At 59.4% G+C, this 16679-nt stretch carries 15 protein-coding genes; 5 read left to right on the top strand and 10 right to left on the bottom strand.

The features are described from left to right. Positions 1-22: 22 nt before the first annotated feature. Entirely contained in the window at positions 23-472 is a 450-nt protein-coding gene (locus tag EWR20_RS12965) for a MarR family winged helix-turn-helix transcriptional regulator (RefSeq protein WP_304999906.1), read from the bottom strand. A gap of 81 nt (positions 473-553) precedes the next feature. Here EWR20_RS12965 and EWR20_RS09795 point away from each other — a divergent pair, with 81 nt between their 5' ends. Continuing rightward, positions 554-973: an organic hydroperoxide resistance protein gene (locus EWR20_RS09795; protein ID WP_129360468.1), complete on the top strand. Its 420-nt coding sequence runs from the start codon at positions 554-556 to the stop codon at positions 971-973. Positions 974-1127: 154 nt separating this feature from the next. Here EWR20_RS09795 and EWR20_RS09790 read toward each other — a convergent pair whose 3' ends face one another. Beyond that, positions 1128-2147: an alpha/beta hydrolase family protein gene (locus EWR20_RS09790; RefSeq protein WP_129360467.1), complete on the bottom strand. Its 1020-nt coding sequence runs from the start codon at positions 2145-2147 to the stop codon at positions 1128-1130. Between the two features lie 489 nt (positions 2148-2636). Here EWR20_RS09790 and EWR20_RS09785 point away from each other — a divergent pair, with 489 nt between their 5' ends. Together EWR20_RS09785 and EWR20_RS09780 are read left to right on the top strand one after the other, a co-directional pair. Continuing rightward, positions 2637-5918: an LPXTG cell wall anchor domain-containing protein gene (locus EWR20_RS09785; RefSeq protein ID WP_165001011.1), complete on the top strand. Its 3282-nt coding sequence runs from the start codon at positions 2637-2639 to the stop codon at positions 5916-5918. A 37-nt stretch (positions 5919-5955) separates the two neighbouring features. Further along, a complete protein-coding gene (locus EWR20_RS09780) occupies positions 5956-6681 on the top strand; it encodes a class F sortase (protein ID WP_165001010.1) in 726 nt (241 codons plus the stop codon). A gap of 140 nt (positions 6682-6821) precedes the next feature. On the opposite strand, the gene EWR20_RS09775 is transcribed toward EWR20_RS09780, so the two are convergent. After that, positions 6822-8270, bottom strand: a complete 1449-nt coding sequence (locus tag EWR20_RS09775; RefSeq protein WP_129360464.1) for an APC family permease — start codon at positions 8268-8270, stop codon at positions 6822-6824. Between the two features lie 240 nt (positions 8271-8510). Here EWR20_RS09775 and EWR20_RS09770 point away from each other — a divergent pair, with 240 nt between their 5' ends. After that, positions 8511-8918: a VOC family protein gene (locus tag EWR20_RS09770; RefSeq protein WP_238147688.1), complete on the top strand. Its 408-nt coding sequence runs from the start codon at positions 8511-8513 to the stop codon at positions 8916-8918. Between the two features lie 54 nt (positions 8919-8972). Next, on the top strand, positions 8973-9524 hold the full coding sequence (locus EWR20_RS09765; RefSeq protein WP_129360463.1) for a CE1759 family FMN reductase: 552 nt from the start codon (positions 8973-8975) through the stop codon (positions 9522-9524). Here EWR20_RS09765 and EWR20_RS09760 read toward each other — a convergent pair. The 7 genes from EWR20_RS09760 to EWR20_RS09725 all read right to left on the bottom strand — a co-directional run bounded on the left by EWR20_RS09760 (position 9516) and on the right by EWR20_RS09725 (position 16679). Further along, the gene (locus EWR20_RS09760) at positions 9516-10814 is read right to left on the bottom strand and encodes an Nramp family divalent metal transporter (protein ID WP_129360462.1); all 1299 of its coding nucleotides are present in this window, start codon (positions 10812-10814) and stop codon (positions 9516-9518) included. The genes EWR20_RS09765 and EWR20_RS09760 overlap by 9 nt on opposite strands. A 180-nt stretch (positions 10815-10994) precedes the next feature. Further along, positions 10995-11222 carry a hypothetical protein gene (locus EWR20_RS09755; RefSeq protein WP_129360461.1) on the bottom strand — a complete coding sequence of 76 codons (228 nt, stop codon included), beginning with the start codon at positions 11220-11222 and terminating at the stop codon, positions 10995-10997. Positions 11223-11780: 558 nt separating this feature from the next. Next, a complete protein-coding gene (locus EWR20_RS09745) occupies positions 11781-12518 on the bottom strand; it encodes an HAD hydrolase family protein (protein WP_129360460.1) in 738 nt (245 codons plus the stop codon). Between the two features lie 112 nt (positions 12519-12630). Beyond that, entirely contained in the window at positions 12631-13212 is a 582-nt protein-coding gene (locus EWR20_RS09740) for a hypothetical protein (protein ID WP_197964430.1), read from the bottom strand. A 35-nt stretch (positions 13213-13247) separates the two neighbouring features. Continuing rightward, entirely contained in the window at positions 13248-13925 is a 678-nt protein-coding gene (locus EWR20_RS09735) for a hypothetical protein (protein WP_129360459.1), read from the bottom strand. 772 nt (positions 13926-14697) lie between these two features. Then, the gene (gene moeB / locus EWR20_RS09730) at positions 14698-15843 is read right to left on the bottom strand and encodes a molybdopterin-synthase adenylyltransferase MoeB (RefSeq protein WP_129360458.1); all 1146 of its coding nucleotides are present in this window, start codon (positions 15841-15843) and stop codon (positions 14698-14700) included. Next, a complete protein-coding gene (locus tag EWR20_RS09725; RefSeq protein ID WP_129360457.1) occupies positions 15840-16679 on the bottom strand; it encodes a thiazole synthase in 840 nt (279 codons plus the stop codon). The genes moeB and EWR20_RS09725 overlap by 4 nt, the downstream gene beginning before the upstream one ends.

Below are 16679 nucleotides of genomic sequence, written 5' to 3'. Positions count from 1 at the left end.
GCAAGCACAACACTGCGGCCCATCAGCCGCGCCCGGGTTCAAAAGCTTCGGCAACCCCGTTGAGTTGGCTCTTGAATGATGAATAGCTTTCGGGTTCGAGGGAGAATCTGGCCCAGACCTTTTCCGGAACGGCCTCGGCAGGGCGTTGGAGTTCCCGGCCCTGTTCGGTCAGGCCAATGAGTCGACGCCGCTCGTCATGAGGGTCCCGCCGCCGCACCACGAGGCCTCGTTGCTCAAGGCGACGCAGCACCGGAGTCAGGGTTCCGCTGTCCAGGCCGAGGAGTTCGCCGATTTGCCCCACGCTTTGGGGCTCATTCGATTGCCAGAGCGCAAGCATCACCAGGTACTGCGGATAAGTGAGACCCAATTCATCCAATAACGGCCGGTACGCGCGGACCATGGCGTGGCTGGCCCGATACAGGCTGAAGCACAGCTGGTTGTCCAGGGCCAAGGGTGATTTCGAATTCGACACAACCCAATTCTAGCAAAATGGTTGACGCTTTTATATTGCACCCAATATAGTCGTGCTTTAAGGAATCACTAAGGAGACCCCATGGAACCGCTTTACACTGCAGAAGCACTCAGCACAGGAAATGGCCGCTCCGGGCACGTTCGCTCGAGTGACGGCACCATCTCCATCGATCTGGCTCCGCCCCAGGAGATGGGTGGCAGCGGAGAGGGCAGCAATCCCGAGCAGCTTTTCGCTGCGGGCTACGCGGCCTGTTTCCATTCGGCTCTTCAGACGGTCGCGAAATCGGCTCACAAGAAACTCGGAGATTCCGCCGTTGGCGCGCGCGTCTCCATCGGCAAAGAGGGTGAAGGATTCGGCCTGTCGGTCGTCTTGGAAGTCGTCGTCCCCGACCTTCCCGTTGAGGAGTCCCAAGAACTGGCGGACCAAGCGCACCAGGTTTGCCCCTATTCCCGCGCGACCCGCGGGAACATCGACGTGCAACTGAACGTCACCGACCAGTAGACAACACGCAGAAGGCCGCAGGCGTGACATTTTCTGCCACACCCCGGCGTCACTTAAGCTACGCCCCTATCTGCCGAAACCACGATGGCTTCAGCAAATAGGGGCATATTGCTGTCTGCATCACCACCGAACCGACTGCTTTACAGACCTTCCCTCAGGCGCTCCCCGGTTCGCCGACGTCACCCACGTCCGCGTCGGCCGTCTCATCGATGATGTCCAGGATGTTGTTGAAGTGTTCCGATTGGGCGTCGACCAGAGAGCCATGCGAATCCCCGTCCATGAGGCGCAGACTCCCCCGACCGCCCGCCTTCTTGACGGCATCGATGTACCGCCGGGAGTTCTCGGGTGAAACGACCTGATCCGCAGTGCCGTGGACCGCGACGACCGGCAGAGTGTTGTCGATGTTCTGTATGGGATCGACGTCGGAATAACGGGCCGCGATCTGGTCGGGTGTGCCGCCGAGGGCGTTGACGATGTTGGTATCCCCGTGAGTCGCCGCATACGTCAGGTCAAGCGGACCGGCCAAGGAAACCACCCTCGTCGGCACGAATCGAGGGTGGGCACCGAGCTCATGCTCTTGCTTCGAATCTCGAGTCCCGGCCCACATGGCCAACTGGGCCCCAGCACTGTGACCGACCACCAGCTCATCGTCAGTCGTGAATTCCGGGTGCTTCTTACTGAGCTCCGGGATGAAGTCCAGCGCGGACGCGACGTCCGTGAACGTCGTCGGCCAGCCACCGCCTGAGCCCACCCGTCGGTACTCGATGTTGTATACCGCCATCCCCCGGTCGACCAGGGACTCGGCGTACGCGTCGAAGGATTCCGCCCCGATAGTGTTTTGCCATGCACCGCCATGGATCAGAACGACCAACGGCACCGACTTGGCGTCGTGCTTACCGGCGGGAAGATAGAGATCGCCCCAGTTCTGAGACGGATCTCCCTCTCCGTTGACTGGATAATTGATCCTTTTCGTCAGGGGCTCATCACGCTGGACGACCGTTTCCTCTGCATCCGACGAGGAAGGCTGCTGCGATGCAGGGGCCGAGGAGGAGCTGGCCGAATGATCTCGCTGGCCCTGTGGATCTCCCGCGGCACACGAGGCAAGGAGGAACGTGAGAGTCAGCCCAACCGCGACTCTTCGGGTCCGAGAGGCCAAGGCATGGGAGGAATTCATGGCAGACATTGTGCGACTTGCTTCCTGACGCAGAACCGATGCAGTCCTGCCCCTTGGATAGTGAGGGATCATCTTTATAAGTGCTACACATCACCGTATCAATGTCACGGAACATCACGTCAAGGTTTTTCTTGTTATGGGTGATTTCCATTCTCGAACCGACCTTCGGAGAAGATATCCACAGATTGACGAATCCACCCTCACCGGCTTCCTCCAGGATCTAATATCTCTGTCCAAGACCAAGCGGTCGGGCCAGACGCCATTGACCGTCGGTCCGGATACCGGCGGTTCCGGGCTGATGACATCAGTTAAAGAACTCACTGAGAGCTATCTGCTCGAAATACTGGAAAATCCGGGATGACTGTTTCATACCTTTGGGGGAAGGGTTTCATGCTGCTTTCAAACCGTCGAGAATTGCGAGAACGTATCGCCAGTGCACATCGACTTCACCTTTGTACGGTGGGGATATCAACACTCAGCGGCCTGCTGATGGCCTCAGCCGTTGGAAGCCAATGTGCATGGGCGTCCACGCCCGAATTTTCGTCCGTCTCCACCAACCGAGAAGCTACCGGCTACCGCGAACGCGTTCAGGTGGACACAACGGTTCTGGATACGGCAGTCTCCAACGCAGAAAATATGGGTGTTCAGGTCAGGAAAGAGGGTGTAATCAGTGAAATTGTCGAGAACAGAGCCGTGCCTGAACGCCAGGATGCGATCCGGAAATCATACCGAGAGCAAGCGAGCACCCTGGAGGCTGCCTCGAGAAGACTCCAGGAGCTGAATGCCGCGCACAGCATCAGCCAGTCTGAAGCCGAAGCTAAGTACCAGCGGGAGATGGCGGACTACGAACGAGATAAAGCCGCCTACGATCGAGCCAAAGAGCAGTACGACCGTGAGAAGGCTCAGTACGACGCCCATCTCGAGGAGCAGATCACCGCCGCCGACCCCAATCATGCCCTCTCTCCCGGGAAACTCGTGTATGAGCAGCCGTTCACCATCTCAGAAAACCGAAATAGCCTCGTCCGTGTCGAAGGCGTTGAGAGCCACCCCGGCCAGAACAATCTGTTCGACGCCCACAACAATTACAACTCGGACTCCGTGACCCACGTGTACCCGACCGACGGATCGAGTTTCACGGTCTTGTACAAGAATGTGGCTCGAGACAAGGCAACCGGTCGGTCGCTTGACGCGAGAATTCACGTATCGGATGTGGTCACGTCCACGACCAACCCGGGGCGGCCGACCATCGAAGTCTTTTCGAATTATTCGGACAATGTGGCACTCTACAACGTGACGGCGGTCAAGCAAACCGTGAGCTTTGCGTTCTCCGACACCGGGGAGGAATACGCCCGCAACTACTATGTGTCCTTCGGTTCGTTGAATGGCCAGCACCAAGGGGACAAGGCTCGCTATGAATATGCGAATGGGGTTTACGCCGCGGCCGGCCGCGGCGTGATCGCTACGTTCGTGAATCCGAAATCGGAAATATCCCGGGAAGCCCAACCGGTCCACGGTTCGGCGTCCAAGGCTGTGACCAATGCATTCATGCTGCCCCAGGGCGGTCGCCAGTCTCGGTCGATCGCTGATACCGATCCGGACATCATGACGCACCTTGGTGTGACCTTCTTGGCACACAACAGCTCGTCATTCTGGGTCGGAACTTCGGGAGGCTCCCCTGGGCATGATCCTGACGACGTCGAGAGAATTACGGCAACATACAATCACGTCATGCTCTCCTCGGACACCGTTGCGCCTACCGAGGCAATGCCTACCCCTCCGCAGCCTCCTGCGCTGCCGAAGCGTCAGGAAGTGCCACCCGTTGCGCCAGTGACCGCATCCGTCCGTTATTACGAGTTGTTCACACCGAGCTCCGGCACTGAGAAGGTCGCCCAAGGGGAAGGAAAATTCGTCCTACCTGGGCAAACCACTCACCAGACGGTCACCAAAAGCACCGGATTCGAACCACTCAAGCAATTCGTCATCGGCGACAATATCTTCGCGACCGAAGACGGACGCGTCCCGGTAGCTGTGGATATGGCCTCCGTCCGAGTTGAGTCGGGAGGAGTTGACGTTTCGGACCGGTTCCACCTCGTCAAGGAAGAGACGGAATTCCAAGGTAAGAAGGTTCTCCAAGTCCGGGCGGAAGCCAAGGACGCTCAAACTCTCACAAAAAACACCGCCTACACCCTCCGTCTGAGTCAGACGGCCTTGGCCGACGGCTCCGCAGATGATGAGTTCGACGCCGGATTTTCGATTGTCAACGGAAGACTCGATTACACGGAGACCCACGCCTACCACGAGCCATCGATCGATCCCCACAAACGCGGGGCCAGTTCGGTCAGTGGCGAGGACATCAATCAGAAAGCCGTCACCGTCGGGGAGACGATCCAATACCTACTTTCTCTGGATGCGTCCCAGCTTGCCGACACCGTCGAACCGATCACCCGCTTCGGCATGATCGATGACTACGACGAGACCCACGGCCGCATCGACGTGTCCTCGATCCGAATTTACAAGGTTCCCTCCGAGACAGATGGCGCCAATCTGAAGGCTCTCCGAGAAGTAGTCACCACCGGGTCTGAAGATGTCACCGACCAGTTCGAACTGAAGGACTCCGGCGCGGCAGGCCTATCCATCATGGCCAAGGTGGAAGGCGGCCGACTCATCCCGCCTCTCGGGTGCAAATATGTAATTTCAATTCCCTACACGGTGACCATTAATGCCGATGGGGACATCAGCAATACCGCGTGGCAGATCGTCAATGACCATCGGCTTCACACGGAGACCGTTGCCAATCACGTGCGAAAGATCAATCCGCACAAGGACATCGTCATGTCGTCCACCGACCGAACGTCGCTGGATGGCCACACCATACCTCTGGGCCAAATGTTCGATTACAGACTGGATTCCTCCATACGTCCGGCCCAATACGGCGGACAGACCACCGAGTGGACCATCTTCGACGACTACGACGAATCCCATGATCGTTACGACGGCAACTTCGTAGTCCTCTCCACGAGCTCCTTTGTCCGCGAGAACGGTTCTGTGATCGGCCCAGGTGAAGACATCACCCGGTATTTCACCCAGAAAATCGACCAACGATCCGGCGCCGTTACGTATTCGGCCACGGATGAGTTCCTCAAGATTTTGAACCTCGAATCCAACCGTGCAAAAGAGCAGGCTTGGTCCGTCTACGTTCAAATGACCCGGATCGATGCCGGCGACGTCGAGAACACTTTCACGGAGTCTTATAACGGAAACTGGCTGAAGTCGAACCCCGTCCGGACCCATACGCCGACTCCTTCACAACCGAGCGAGGAGCCCCCTCGGCCTCAGGGTCCGCCGGCCCAGCCCGTGCCTCCGCAGCCAGAGTCAAGGGATCCTGAACCGCCCGGAGGCGGCACGCCGTGGTCGCAAGAAGCCCCACCGGAAAAGCCAGCCGACGAGCTACCGGGGCCGCCCCCTCGTTCGCCCGAACCACTAGGCCCGTCGCCAGAGGAACCTCGCCGCGCTGGGCCGATCGCGCACACAGGCGTCACTGGCGATAACGAAGTCAGCTCTGCGTCGGCAGTAGGCATCGGAATAGGAACCGTCCTTGTCGGATACGGGGCTTATCGCGGCCGCCACCGTCGCAAGGATCCATCACATCCTGCAGATCGCGGCCCCCGTGCAAGCCGACTCGTTCCCGCTACGGATGATCACTGGCGACCAAAGGCGTGCACCTTCTCAGCGATGACAACCGGACAACATCACAATGCTGGAGTTTTCTAGACGCGAGCCTTCGTCAAGGGAGGGGACCCGCACCCTGGTGCCGATATGTCTGGGGCTGACGGTCATCCTGTTGGTGCTCGTCTGCGAGTTCTCCCCTTCGCGGCATGTTCCCCTCGTGCTCAGACACCCCGAGTTTCTCCTGAGCCGGACCTTCACTTCACCGGAGGGTCACACCCTCCTGGATCGAGGCCCTCACAAGACTGCCCTCGATGAAAAGACTCGTGGGCAATACGCCCCGCGTCCCGTCCGCGGTTTCAGGGACGCGCGATGTGAGACCACAACGGTTGGGATCGTCCCAGACCTTCCCGGCAGCAATACGTGGAACGCACCCACCGTCGGCGCCACGGCTGGATTCGACGTCGCCGAGGCGAATGAGCTCGGGGAATTGCCTTTACCGGAGGCACCACGAGGGGTTCGGGACAACGGGTCGGCAGACATTGGTTCTGGTTCCGGCTCCGCATTTTTGGCCGGCCACGTGAACCACGATTCTGGCGACCTTTCCCCCTGGGGGCGCCTCCACGAACTCGAACCATGCGCTCCGATTTTCGCCGCGGGATCCGACGGGGCAGCACATACATACCGCGTTACCGATCTGTACGTGGTTCCTCAGGCCAAGCTCAAGGAAGACCCGGATTTGCTGGCTTCGACAGGGCCACCTCGATTACATCTCGTCACGTGTTCCGGTCCGGAGACGGCGGGGGTCACCAGAGGTATTTTCGCATATCAAGACAACTTAGTCGTCCGGGCCAGCCTCGCCAGCTGATGGCTCTACACAGCGCATATAGAGCCGGGAAGGTCTCCGCGTTCCGGACGCGCTCCGTTCACTGCGCCGGAAGCGAGCCGACCGATGGGTCGACCCGCTTCCGTCGTCTGCGCTCTATCGAACTATCTCACCGTTCGATGCTAGTCCTCGAGGTGCTCGATGTCTTCGAATACCTCCGTCTTGTCACCTTTTCGATGCACGAAGAACCAATTGATGAGGCCTAGTGCTATACCGATGATCAGCAGTGCCCCCGCAATCTCATATTGGATCCATGCCGATCGTTCTCGGGCCCAAGGTCCGGCAAGGAATACGCACGTGATCACGCCCAGAATCGGGATGATCGTGGGAGATCGGAAAGCGCCCGGAGGGGTCGCGTCCCTGCGAAGCACGAGGAGAGACGCGTTGACCACCGCGAAGACGCACAAGAGCAACAGCGCGGTCGTTCCTCCCAGAGCCGCAACGATGCTCTTCTGGCCACTGACGTTCACGTACACGACCAGTCCAATCGCCAAGAGCGTGGTGAACACGACCGCAACCCACGGGGACCGGCGCTTGGGCAGAACGCTTGCGAAAGGTCTGGGCAAGACGTGCTGCTTGGCGAGGCCATAGAGCAGGCGACTGGCCATGAGCATATTGATGAGAGCGGTGTTCACAACGGCAAAGACCGTCAAGAACGGGAAGATCACATCGACCGGGATGCCTGGAGCGCCCACTCGCACGACGTCGAGCAGAACACCGGCATCCGGGTTCTTCGGGTCGGCAATGTCGCCCGGAGGGATCACAATCGTCACGGTCACTGCAACCAGGATGTAAATGATCACGCAAACGCCGAGTCCCGTAAGCATCATTCGGGGCATATCGCGCTTCGGATCCTTGCACTCCTCCACCAAGTTCACGGAGTCCTCGAAGCCGACCATCGCGAAGAAAGCAACCGACGTCGCCATGGTCACCGCAGCGAACATGTTCCGGTCGCTGTGATTTTCGAAGACGACTATCCGACCCAGGTCACCATGCCCACTGACGATCGCGGCAAAACCGATCACGATGATGATTCCCATCGCGACCAGAGTCACCAGCGTCAGAATCACGTTGAACTTCACGCTCTCGCCGATTCCTCGGAGGTTCACGAGCCCAAGAATGATGATGATTCCGATAGCCATGAACATCGAAGCAGTCGGCCCGGAGGGAATCCCGGGGATGAATTGCCCAATACCGATCAGCAAATTCTTGCCGACCAAGGTCGACGACGTCGCCGCGCTCGTAATACCCGAGCATGCGACCGCGAAAGCAACGATAAAGGTAACGAAGTGTATTCCGAACGCTTTATGAATATAGAGAGCAGCACCGGCCGCCTGAGGGTACTTGGTGACCAGCTCAAGGTAGGAGAACGCCGTGAAGGTCGCGACAATGAAAGCGACGAGGAACGGCAGCCACGCAACACCGCCGACTTCCTTGGAGACGGGACCGGTAATCGCGAATACCCCGGCCCCGATCACGTCTCCGATGATCAACAGAATCAGCAGCTTGGGCCCGATGACCTTTTTGAGCTCCCTCGGTTGGTCGCTCGTCTCAGCTGTGTTGGTACCCATGATTGGGCCCCCTTCTCAATCGATGCGAGTGTTGTGCCGATTACAACCCTGTGTGACCCAATCGGCAGGGACACAATTAAATCACGACTACGTCGAGTTTGTCGGCACTCCCTCCATCGCCCACGAACCGGAATTCGAGGTATCTCCCACGATGGGACCAACCTGGACCTACAAAATTTTCGATATATCGAGCATGATGTACCCATACGAGGCCCACCGGCCACTATCGAGCATCCACCAGTGAAAGCGGCGAAAACCATGGATATCGTCAGGAAAAACGTTGTATTCGATGCATCCGATATCGAAGCGGAAACCTCCTTCTGGACCAACGTTCTCGGCGGCCAGGTCAGCGACGAGGACAGCAACGATCCACGGTGGCGGGACATCGTGGTGGACGGGGAGATTCAGGTCTCGGTTCAGCACGCTCCCGATCACATCGCCCCGACCTGGCCCGCCGGTGAAGACGACCAGCACCAGCAGCTGCATTACGACCTCACCGTCGCCTCAGCGGAGTTCGAGGCCTCGTGTCAGGAAGTGCTCGCACTGGGGGCTCACTCGCTCCAAGAGCCCCGCGACCTGGAAGCTGCTCATGGCTTTCACGTCTTCGCCGACCCGGCAGGGCACCCATTCTGTATCTGCTGGGGATAACACGCGTTTCCTCCCGTGCCATGCTGGGATGAGGCGACGAACCTCGGGAGGGTCATGAAAAGCGCGAAAATTACCATTATCACGGGCGGTTTGGCCCTGCATTCCTCATCCGCGCAGCTGGCGGACCGGTTCAAGGACGCCACGAAACGCGAACTGCTCGATCGGGGAATTGAACCCAAGATCCGCACTCACCATCTGAGTCAGTTCTGCTACGACATCGCTGATTTCATCACCAACGGATACTCGGAAGGGGAATTGGAAAGCCTGCTGAATGAGGTCCTGGACTCGGCAGGGATCATCACGGTGTCCCCCACTTTTCAGGGCAGCTATTCAGGCCTCTTCAAATCCTTCTGGGATCTGGTCTCCCCCGAGGACCTCACCGGCAAACCGGTACTAGTCGGTGCCACCGGTGGATCTGCCCGCCAATCAATGGTCGTCGAGTACTCGATGCGGCCGCTATTCAATTTCCTCCACGCCGACGTGACACCGACCGGGGTCTACGCAACATCAAGCGAGCTGTCCTCGCATGAGGTCTTGGAAGGCCGCATAAGACAGGCTTCACGGGAATTCGTGGGCAAAGTTGCGCCCGGCACGTCGTCAGGCTAATCCGGAAAATGTCAGCACCACCAGCAATACGTTGAGCACAACAATTGCCACGGTGACTACGACCGCAAAGACCCGAATCACCATCGGGTTGACCCACCGACCCATGAGTTGACGGTCCGCCGTGAACTTGGCCAGCGGAATGATTGCACACGGGATGCCCAAAGAAAGAACCACTTGACTGACCACCAAGCTCCACGTGGGGTCCCAACCGACGGCGAGCACCGCGAGCGCGGGAATCAAGGTGATCGCCCTTCGTGCTAGTAACGGGACCTGAACGTGCAGAAGACCTTTCATGATCGCCGACCCCGCATAGCAACCGACTGAGGTCGAGGCCAGTCCGGAAGCCAACAATCCTATTGCAAAAACGAGTCCGACCACCGGGCCGAGATGATCGGAAATGGCCGTTGCCGCCCCTTCGATGCTGTCCGTTCCGGGCACTCCCGGCAATGACGCGGCCGCCATGAGCAGCATGCCAATATTCACCGACCCGGCGAGAACCAGGCCAAGCACGACATCCCACCGCGTTGCCTTCAAGAGGCGTCCAGTCATCCCGTCGGCACGCCCCCGGGGGCTGCCGTGTCGGTCGCGGACAAGAGCCGAATGCAGATAGATCGCATGGGGCATCACGGTGGCCCCCAGCATGCTCGCGGCAAGCAAGACGGACTGCGAGTCCTGAAACCTCGGGACCAACCCCTCGGAGACCCCTGTCCAGTCCACGGGGCTGACGACCAGTCCGGCCATGAAACCGATCGTGATAACCACCAGAAGCCCGACGACGAGCGCCTCGAACCTGCGTGGATTGCGGCGGTTCTGGGTGGCAAGGAGAAGCATCGAAACGGCACCCACCAGTACTCCACCCCAAAGCAGCGGCAGACCGAAGAGAATGTGCAAGGCTATGGCTCCGCCCACGACCTCCGCGAGATCCGTCGCTGCCGCCACAATTTCTGCTTGACCCCAGAACAGCAAACGGGGTCCTCGACGCATGCGCTGACCCAGCAGATCCGGAAGGCTCTGTCCCGTGACGACCCCGAGTTTCGCAGACAAGTACTGCACCAGGACCGCCATGAGGTTCGCCAGGACGAGCACCCAGACCAGCAGGTATCCGTATTCGGCTCCCGCCGAGAGATTTGAGGCGACGTTTCCCGGATCCACATACGCAATCGATGCGACGAACGCTGGCCCCAAGAGCGCGAACCACCGCTTGCGCGGCAGAGTTGGAGATTGCTTATGGGGCGCGGCGGTCGGCCGTGGCCTCGTCGTCTTATGGGATTCCACGGTCGCACCTCGCATCCGGACAGTTCTTCGCTCTGGCTGTTTTACAGACTACGCCGGGGCGAAGTTAGGGACCACCCCGGAGGCGCGACGTCAAATTCTGAGCCGGGAGGTCCCATTCGGTGAACCTTTGGTACAGCACCTTCGTACACCTCATTTACACCGTTAGCGACGCCCTGGGGTCCACATATGTCAGCTTCAGCTCAGATCACCAGTTCGCCCAGCACTCGAGCCCATCTCTGACTCCTGCCCTTCGCCCTGAGCCTTATCTGCTCCAACCTTCTGCTCCACATTCTGATTACCCTTCGATGCAATCGCATCGATGCAGTCTCCACAACGGCGCTGGGCGGCATCGCGGACGCGGCCTACCTCTTGACGATGGGAAGAAAGCCGAACCGAATCCGATACGGTTCTTTCATTGCTCATGCGCTCACCTACGGCGTCGTCAACGTCGGCTATCTGCTCCGCGCCTATTTTCTGGTCGCCCTGAATTCACCCGCGATCCTGACGGACGGGAAATTCCCACGGAGAAACTTCGCGGATGGCCTCCTTCTGGGGAATCGGCCTGATCACCCACGGAATCGGAGCCGTTGTGTCCCGCGGTTTCGAGGCGAGACGGCCTTGAACACTTCGAAAACGGATCCCCAGCCAATGCCCACTGAAGATCAGGAATAGGTAGAGGAACTGACCGCAAACTGGATCGAGGTCTACAAGAAGTCGGCCACGACTCTGGCACTGCTCAGGATCGTCCGCGATCACGGTCGACTATCAGCCGCTACGATCCGGACAGAATTCGTGCAGGTCACGGGCTGGTCCGTCACGGAGCGAAGACTCTACAGAACCCTCAAGAGACTGGCCGACAGCGGTGCATTGTCCGTTCGCAAGGTCGACATGGCCAGAACTGGCGCAAAGAGTCACGACTTCGAGCTGGCCCCCTTGGGCCACAACTACTTATGCAACATCGAGCAGGAACTCTTGTGAGCTTCAGACGCGCGCCCGAGTGAGGCCGCGAATGGCCCGGGCAACGTCACCCGGGGGCAGAAAATACTCGGCGAAAGAGAGAGACGGATGATCCCCCACGCAATAGCTCTGTCCCGCATTGCGCAACAGATCAACGTCATTCGCATCATTGCCGAACGCCGTATAGCTTCGGGCGGATACGTGCAACGCCCTCAAAGCTCCGTACTTCGAAATTCCGCTGGGTGCGACGTCGATCAAACCCTCCTCGGGATGGTGCGTCACTGTGAGGCCCGCCCTGCGCAGACGGCTTATCGTCTGCGCATTCTCCGTGAAGAGCACGGCCTTCGAGTAGCTTTCCAGTCGAGACCGCTCGACGCGGGAAGCCAACCGTCCGGCGTCCAGCTGCCGGAATATTCGATGATCCGCATCTCCCGTATAGGCGTAATTCCACGGACCGTCTAGCAGATACGCGTATCCACGTGCATCAATCAGTTCATCGAGCATCCTGCGATCGCCGACCCGGAACCCCACGACCTCGACCTGGCCGGCGTGACGGACAAAGGCCCCATTGCCCCCAATCAATGTTTGATCCTGAAGGTCCTTCGGGATAACGGGAACGAGGTCACGGAGAGGGCGGGCCGAGGCGAAAATGAGCGGCCGGAACCTGCGGAGCTCCCGGAGGGCTTCAACGATGTCCTCGGAGATTCTGCGCCCGTCAAAACAGATCGTTCCGTCCACGTCAAAAACTGCCGGGTTCTCCATAGCGGATGAGTCTACAAAGAATCCGAATCATCGAACAAAATGCGGCCGGGAGAGTTCGTCCCCCGGCCGCACTTCACGCCATGACATCGACGCTGGTTCGCAACGTAGGACTTTAGAATATGCCCGGACTCGGGTTCTGGAAATCGGTCGTGGTGTTTTGACGCGAGTCCACGTTCTGATCATTGCCCGTGGACTTGTCGTCGTCCAGGCGGCCCACCTGAGTCACGGTGATGTAGTTGGTCAGACGCCCCTCCTTGGTCAGCCCGTCACCGAAGTTGAGGTTGGCGATGAGCTGATCCTGACCGGCCTCGACGGGGTTGGACAGGGTGACCATGAAGGACCGGGTCGACGTTTTTTCGTCGAATCCCAAGTCTTGGGTATAAGCGCCGTTGAACCACCCTGGGGTAATCACCCGATCGACGCCTTGGGGACCGTTGTCGGTCTTGACGTCAATCCGGAAACTGATCGCCGGGAATTCGGAGTAGTACCGCTCGGACCCGACGTTCTTCGCATGAATCGCAACCAACCCGGCATAGCCTTTCGCCTTCGCTCCCGAGACGGTGTATCCAACGGTCAGGTCGTGTGCAGATGGGGCAGGTTCGGCCGCTTGGGCAGCACCCGCACCACAAGTGACGATGCCGAGGGCAAGTGCCAGAGTGGCCGCTGCGGCACGGCTCATGAGCTTTTTCATCATTTTTTTGGTTCTCCGTTCCAGAGTCCAGCGGCGTCTTAGGAATCAGCCGGATTGTTGTACAGCTTGACTTCGACCTCATTCTTGACGGGAACGAATGCGTTCCACGCCGTGGGGTTGGTCCATCTCCCATCGGCTCCGCAGATCTGTTGTGTTCCGGACATCGTCACAGTGCGGAACCCATACGTGGCTTCACCCGTGTATCCCGGAGGAACGTCGTAGGGGCCGATTGTTTGGCCTGCGTTCCAGGACAGTTGGTAGGAGGCCTCAAAACCGATCTTCTTGGAGATCTCTTCGGCGATACCGAAGGTCCCGCCGTCCTTGGAGGCTCCAGCGTTGATGGTGGTGCTATTTCCCTGTTCGCCATTCACGCTGATATTGATCGTTTGAGACTTGGACGTCTCCTGTGTCAGCGGAATGTCTTTGGTGGTGTGATTGGTCGTGGAGATGGTCCCCACCGGTGAGAAATTGTCGTTGACCTTGTACACCACGGTGCGGCGGTCCTCCAGGGCGTTGCACACGGGGTGAGGGTTCAACACATTCGGCTTGATGTGATCCGACCCGTGGTAAGTGTTCACGATCGGCAATGTGGGATTCAGCGCCGGCGTTTCAGGGTAGTGGTTCTCGATGGTGGTGGCATTCGCGGGCGATGCGGCGAGACCGACCAGCAGCGCGCTGCCGCCCAGAATTCCGGCCATCTTTCCTGTCAGCTTCATAGGTGCTCCTCGTTTTGACCTTGTTCAGTAGATCTCGACGAACCGCAGTGCGGCCGCACCGATCGACGCTCGTGACGAGGACTGCACCCTTCTCCACGAAAGCTGTTCAGCCCCGCCCTCGGGCCCGATCTGGCGAGTTCGACGACATCTGCACGGAACTTTACATAGCCACAGGACACTTTTGTACTGATTAGTACATTAACTTTTGGTGTCTTCACGGAAAGTTTCGTCCCCCGCATTGCACGGGTTCACACAACAACCCACCCAAAGTCACCGACCACTTCATGGGGCAACATGGCGGCTACCCCACCCCTCCGCCCGGACCCCAGTCGGATCCTATGAGTAGCAGCCTTAGATCCCTTGAAGCTCGAGCAGCCGGGTTACCGGACCGCTCGAGATCAGCAATCCGCTTCAATATTTAACGTGTGGTATTCGTTTGCCTTGCCCGAAGGAGTTAAGCCGGAGCGCCCCGCAACCACTCCCCTGGCCCATGGAACATTACAAACTGTTACGCAATACGGTGTTTTCCCTACGGGACACCGTCTAGTCGCGATCATTTCCGTATCGGATAGGCGTCACCCAGCCGAAACTCCACCTGACCGGCTGCGGACCATGGCTCATTTTTCACGCAGAACTTTCTTGATCGCCGCCAGCGCTGTGGCTGCTGCTTCATTCGTCCCCCGGGGCTTGCACCTCGGCATCCACCCAGGATCGGATTCTGTTCCTGGCCGAAATGACCGTGGAAACCGCTGCAACGCCGAGCTCTTGCTGGTCAATCCGAGAAAGTAACGCTCCACTCGTCGTAACCGCCCGAAAGGCTGTGGAATTCAACGTCCGGTCGCACCTCGGCCAGGATGTCCATGGCCTTCCGTGAGCGCACTCCGGCCTTGCAATAGAGAACCACGTGCGAATCCTTGTCGAGACGGGCTCCCAGGTCTTTCCCGGAGTCGCGTTGGATATCGCCCAAGGGGACGTTTGCGGCACCGGGTATTGCACCCAATCTGTTCTCCCACGGTTCGCGTACGTCCACGAGCGTCAGCTCGTTGCGCTCCTCGAGAAGAGCATTCAAGGCGGTAGGGCTGATTTCGCCCTGCGGAATCGAGGGCGAAGATACAGCGCACATCGTCTCGTCGGATGACCCTGCAAGATCCGAGGCCACACCGGTGACTTTCCGGCGTTGTGGATCCGGTTCCAGCCGTAGTTCCTGAAAACTCGCGGCCAGGGCATCGTAGACCATGACGCGGCCCAAGAGCGGGTCCCCGATACCGGCCAGGACCTTAATGGCTTCAGTCGCCATCAGAGTACCGATGACTCCGGGGAGCACTCCGATCACTCCGGCTTCGGCACATGAGGGGACCTCTCCCGGTCCCGGTGCTTCGGGGAACAAGTCCCGGTACGTGGGTCCGTGACCTGCCCAAAAGACACCGACCTGACCCTCAAAACGCAGAATTGCACCGTAAACGACGGGCTTGCCCAGGATCTCGGCCGCGTCGGAGACAACGTATCGGGTCAGGAAGTTATCCGAACCGTCGATCACCAGGTCAACGGGACGGACCAGATCCAGGGCGTTCTCCGGGGTAATCCGAAAACGGTGTTCGACGACTTCGGCATCCGGGTTGAGCCCTCTCACCACGTCCGCGGCGGACTCTGTCTTGGGCCTGCCCAGGTCGGCTTCCGAATGGATGACTTGCCGGTGGAGATTCGAACGGTCGACGACATCGTCGTCGACGATCTCGATATGCCCTACTCCCGCGGCCCCCAGGTACTGGAGGATGGGAGATCCGAGCCCTCCGGCACCAATCACGAGAATCCGGGAGTCAAGCAACGCTTGTTGCGCGTCTGGGCCGAAGCCCGCCAGGCCCAGGTGACGTTGGAAGCGCTCGAGTTGGGTATCGCTGAGATCGTTGATACCGGTCATATGCGATCCTCCGCGCGGACCCGTCCTTGCACGGGCGAGGACGCCAGGGCCTCGGTACGACGGGGGATTCGGCCTGCCTCGCGAGCGAGATAACCGGCCTCGACTCCGCGACGCATCGCGAGCCCCATCGCCCGAGAATCGCGGGCTCGCGTGACGGCCGAAGCGACCAGGACGGCGTCGCACCCGAGTTCCATGGCCTGCGCGGCCTCGGACGCGGTTCCGATGCCCGCGTCGACGATCACCGGAACCGACGCGCGGGTTGCGATGAGCTCGATGTTGTACGGGTTCAGGATTCCCAGCCCAGTGCCGATCGGCGATCCCATCGGCATGACCGCGGCCGCCCCAACGCTTTCGAGCCTGAGCGCCACGCTGGGGTCATCGGTGGTGTACACCAGTGGCGTGAACCCCTGCTCGGCGAGAGTCTCCGTCACGCGAAGCGTCTCGACGACGTCCGGCAGGAGCGTGTCCTCATCGGCGATGACTTCGACCTTAATGAGATCGGTCTCGAGTGCTTCACGGGCCAGGTTCGCGGTGAGGATCGCATCGCGAGCCGTGTAGCATCCCGCGGTATTGGGCAGGACGTCGATTCCCAGTTTTTCCAGGAGCGCGAAGACACTGGTCTTGGTATCGGGGTTGTACCGTCGCACGGCTACGGTCGTCAGCGATGTACCCGAGGCGACCAACGCATCCTCCAGGGAGGTCAGGTCTGTGGCGCCGCCCGTGCCCATGATGAGCCGGTTGACGAGTTCGTAATCTCCGATACGCAGCGGGGGCAATTCTTGGTCGGTGACCGGCTTCTGCGCCGTGGCTGCGTCGGTTTCAGTCAGCTGTTCCAT

The sequence above is a fragment of the Rothia uropygioeca genome (genome assembly GCF_004136585.1).
GTDB lineage: Bacteria > Actinomycetota > Actinomycetes > Actinomycetales > Micrococcaceae > Rothia.
This window is presented reverse-complemented; position numbering and strand designations above follow the sequence as displayed.

Bases quoted from the DNA above. Each gene is read 5' to 3' on its own strand.
- EWR20_RS09740 (WP_197964430.1), bottom strand. From the start codon at position 13,212: ATGATGAAAAAGCTCATGAGCCGTGCCGCAGCGGCCACTCTGGCACTT.
- moeB (WP_129360458.1), bottom strand. From the start codon at position 15,843: ATGACCGGTATCAACGATCTCAGCGATACCCAACTCGAGCGCTTCCAA.
- EWR20_RS09755 (WP_129360461.1), bottom strand. From the start codon at position 11,222: ATGAGCAATGAAAGAACCGTATCGGATTCGGTTCGGCTTTCTTCCCAT.
- EWR20_RS09795 (WP_129360468.1), top strand. From the start codon at position 554: ATGGAACCGCTTTACACTGCAGAAGCACTCAGCACAGGAAATGGCCGC.
- EWR20_RS09735 (WP_129360459.1), bottom strand. From the start codon at position 13,925: ATGAAGCTGACAGGAAAGATGGCCGGAATTCTGGGCGGCAGCGCGCTG.
- EWR20_RS09790 (WP_129360467.1), bottom strand. From the start codon at position 2,147: ATGAATTCCTCCCATGCCTTGGCCTCTCGGACCCGAAGAGTCGCGGTT.
- EWR20_RS09765 (WP_129360463.1), top strand. From the start codon at position 8,973: ATGAAAAGCGCGAAAATTACCATTATCACGGGCGGTTTGGCCCTGCAT.
- EWR20_RS09775 (WP_129360464.1), bottom strand. From the start codon at position 8,270: ATGGGTACCAACACAGCTGAGACGAGCGACCAACCGAGGGAGCTCAAA.
- EWR20_RS09785 (WP_165001011.1), top strand. From the start codon at position 2,637: ATGGCCTCAGCCGTTGGAAGCCAATGTGCATGGGCGTCCACGCCCGAA.
- EWR20_RS09760 (WP_129360462.1), bottom strand. From the start codon at position 10,814: ATGCGAGGTGCGACCGTGGAATCCCATAAGACGACGAGGCCACGGCCG.
- EWR20_RS09745 (WP_129360460.1), bottom strand. From the start codon at position 12,518: ATGGAGAACCCGGCAGTTTTTGACGTGGACGGAACGATCTGTTTTGAC.
- EWR20_RS09725 (WP_129360457.1), bottom strand. From the start codon at position 16,679: ATGGAACAGCTGACTGAAACCGACGCAGCCACGGCGCAGAAGCCGGTC.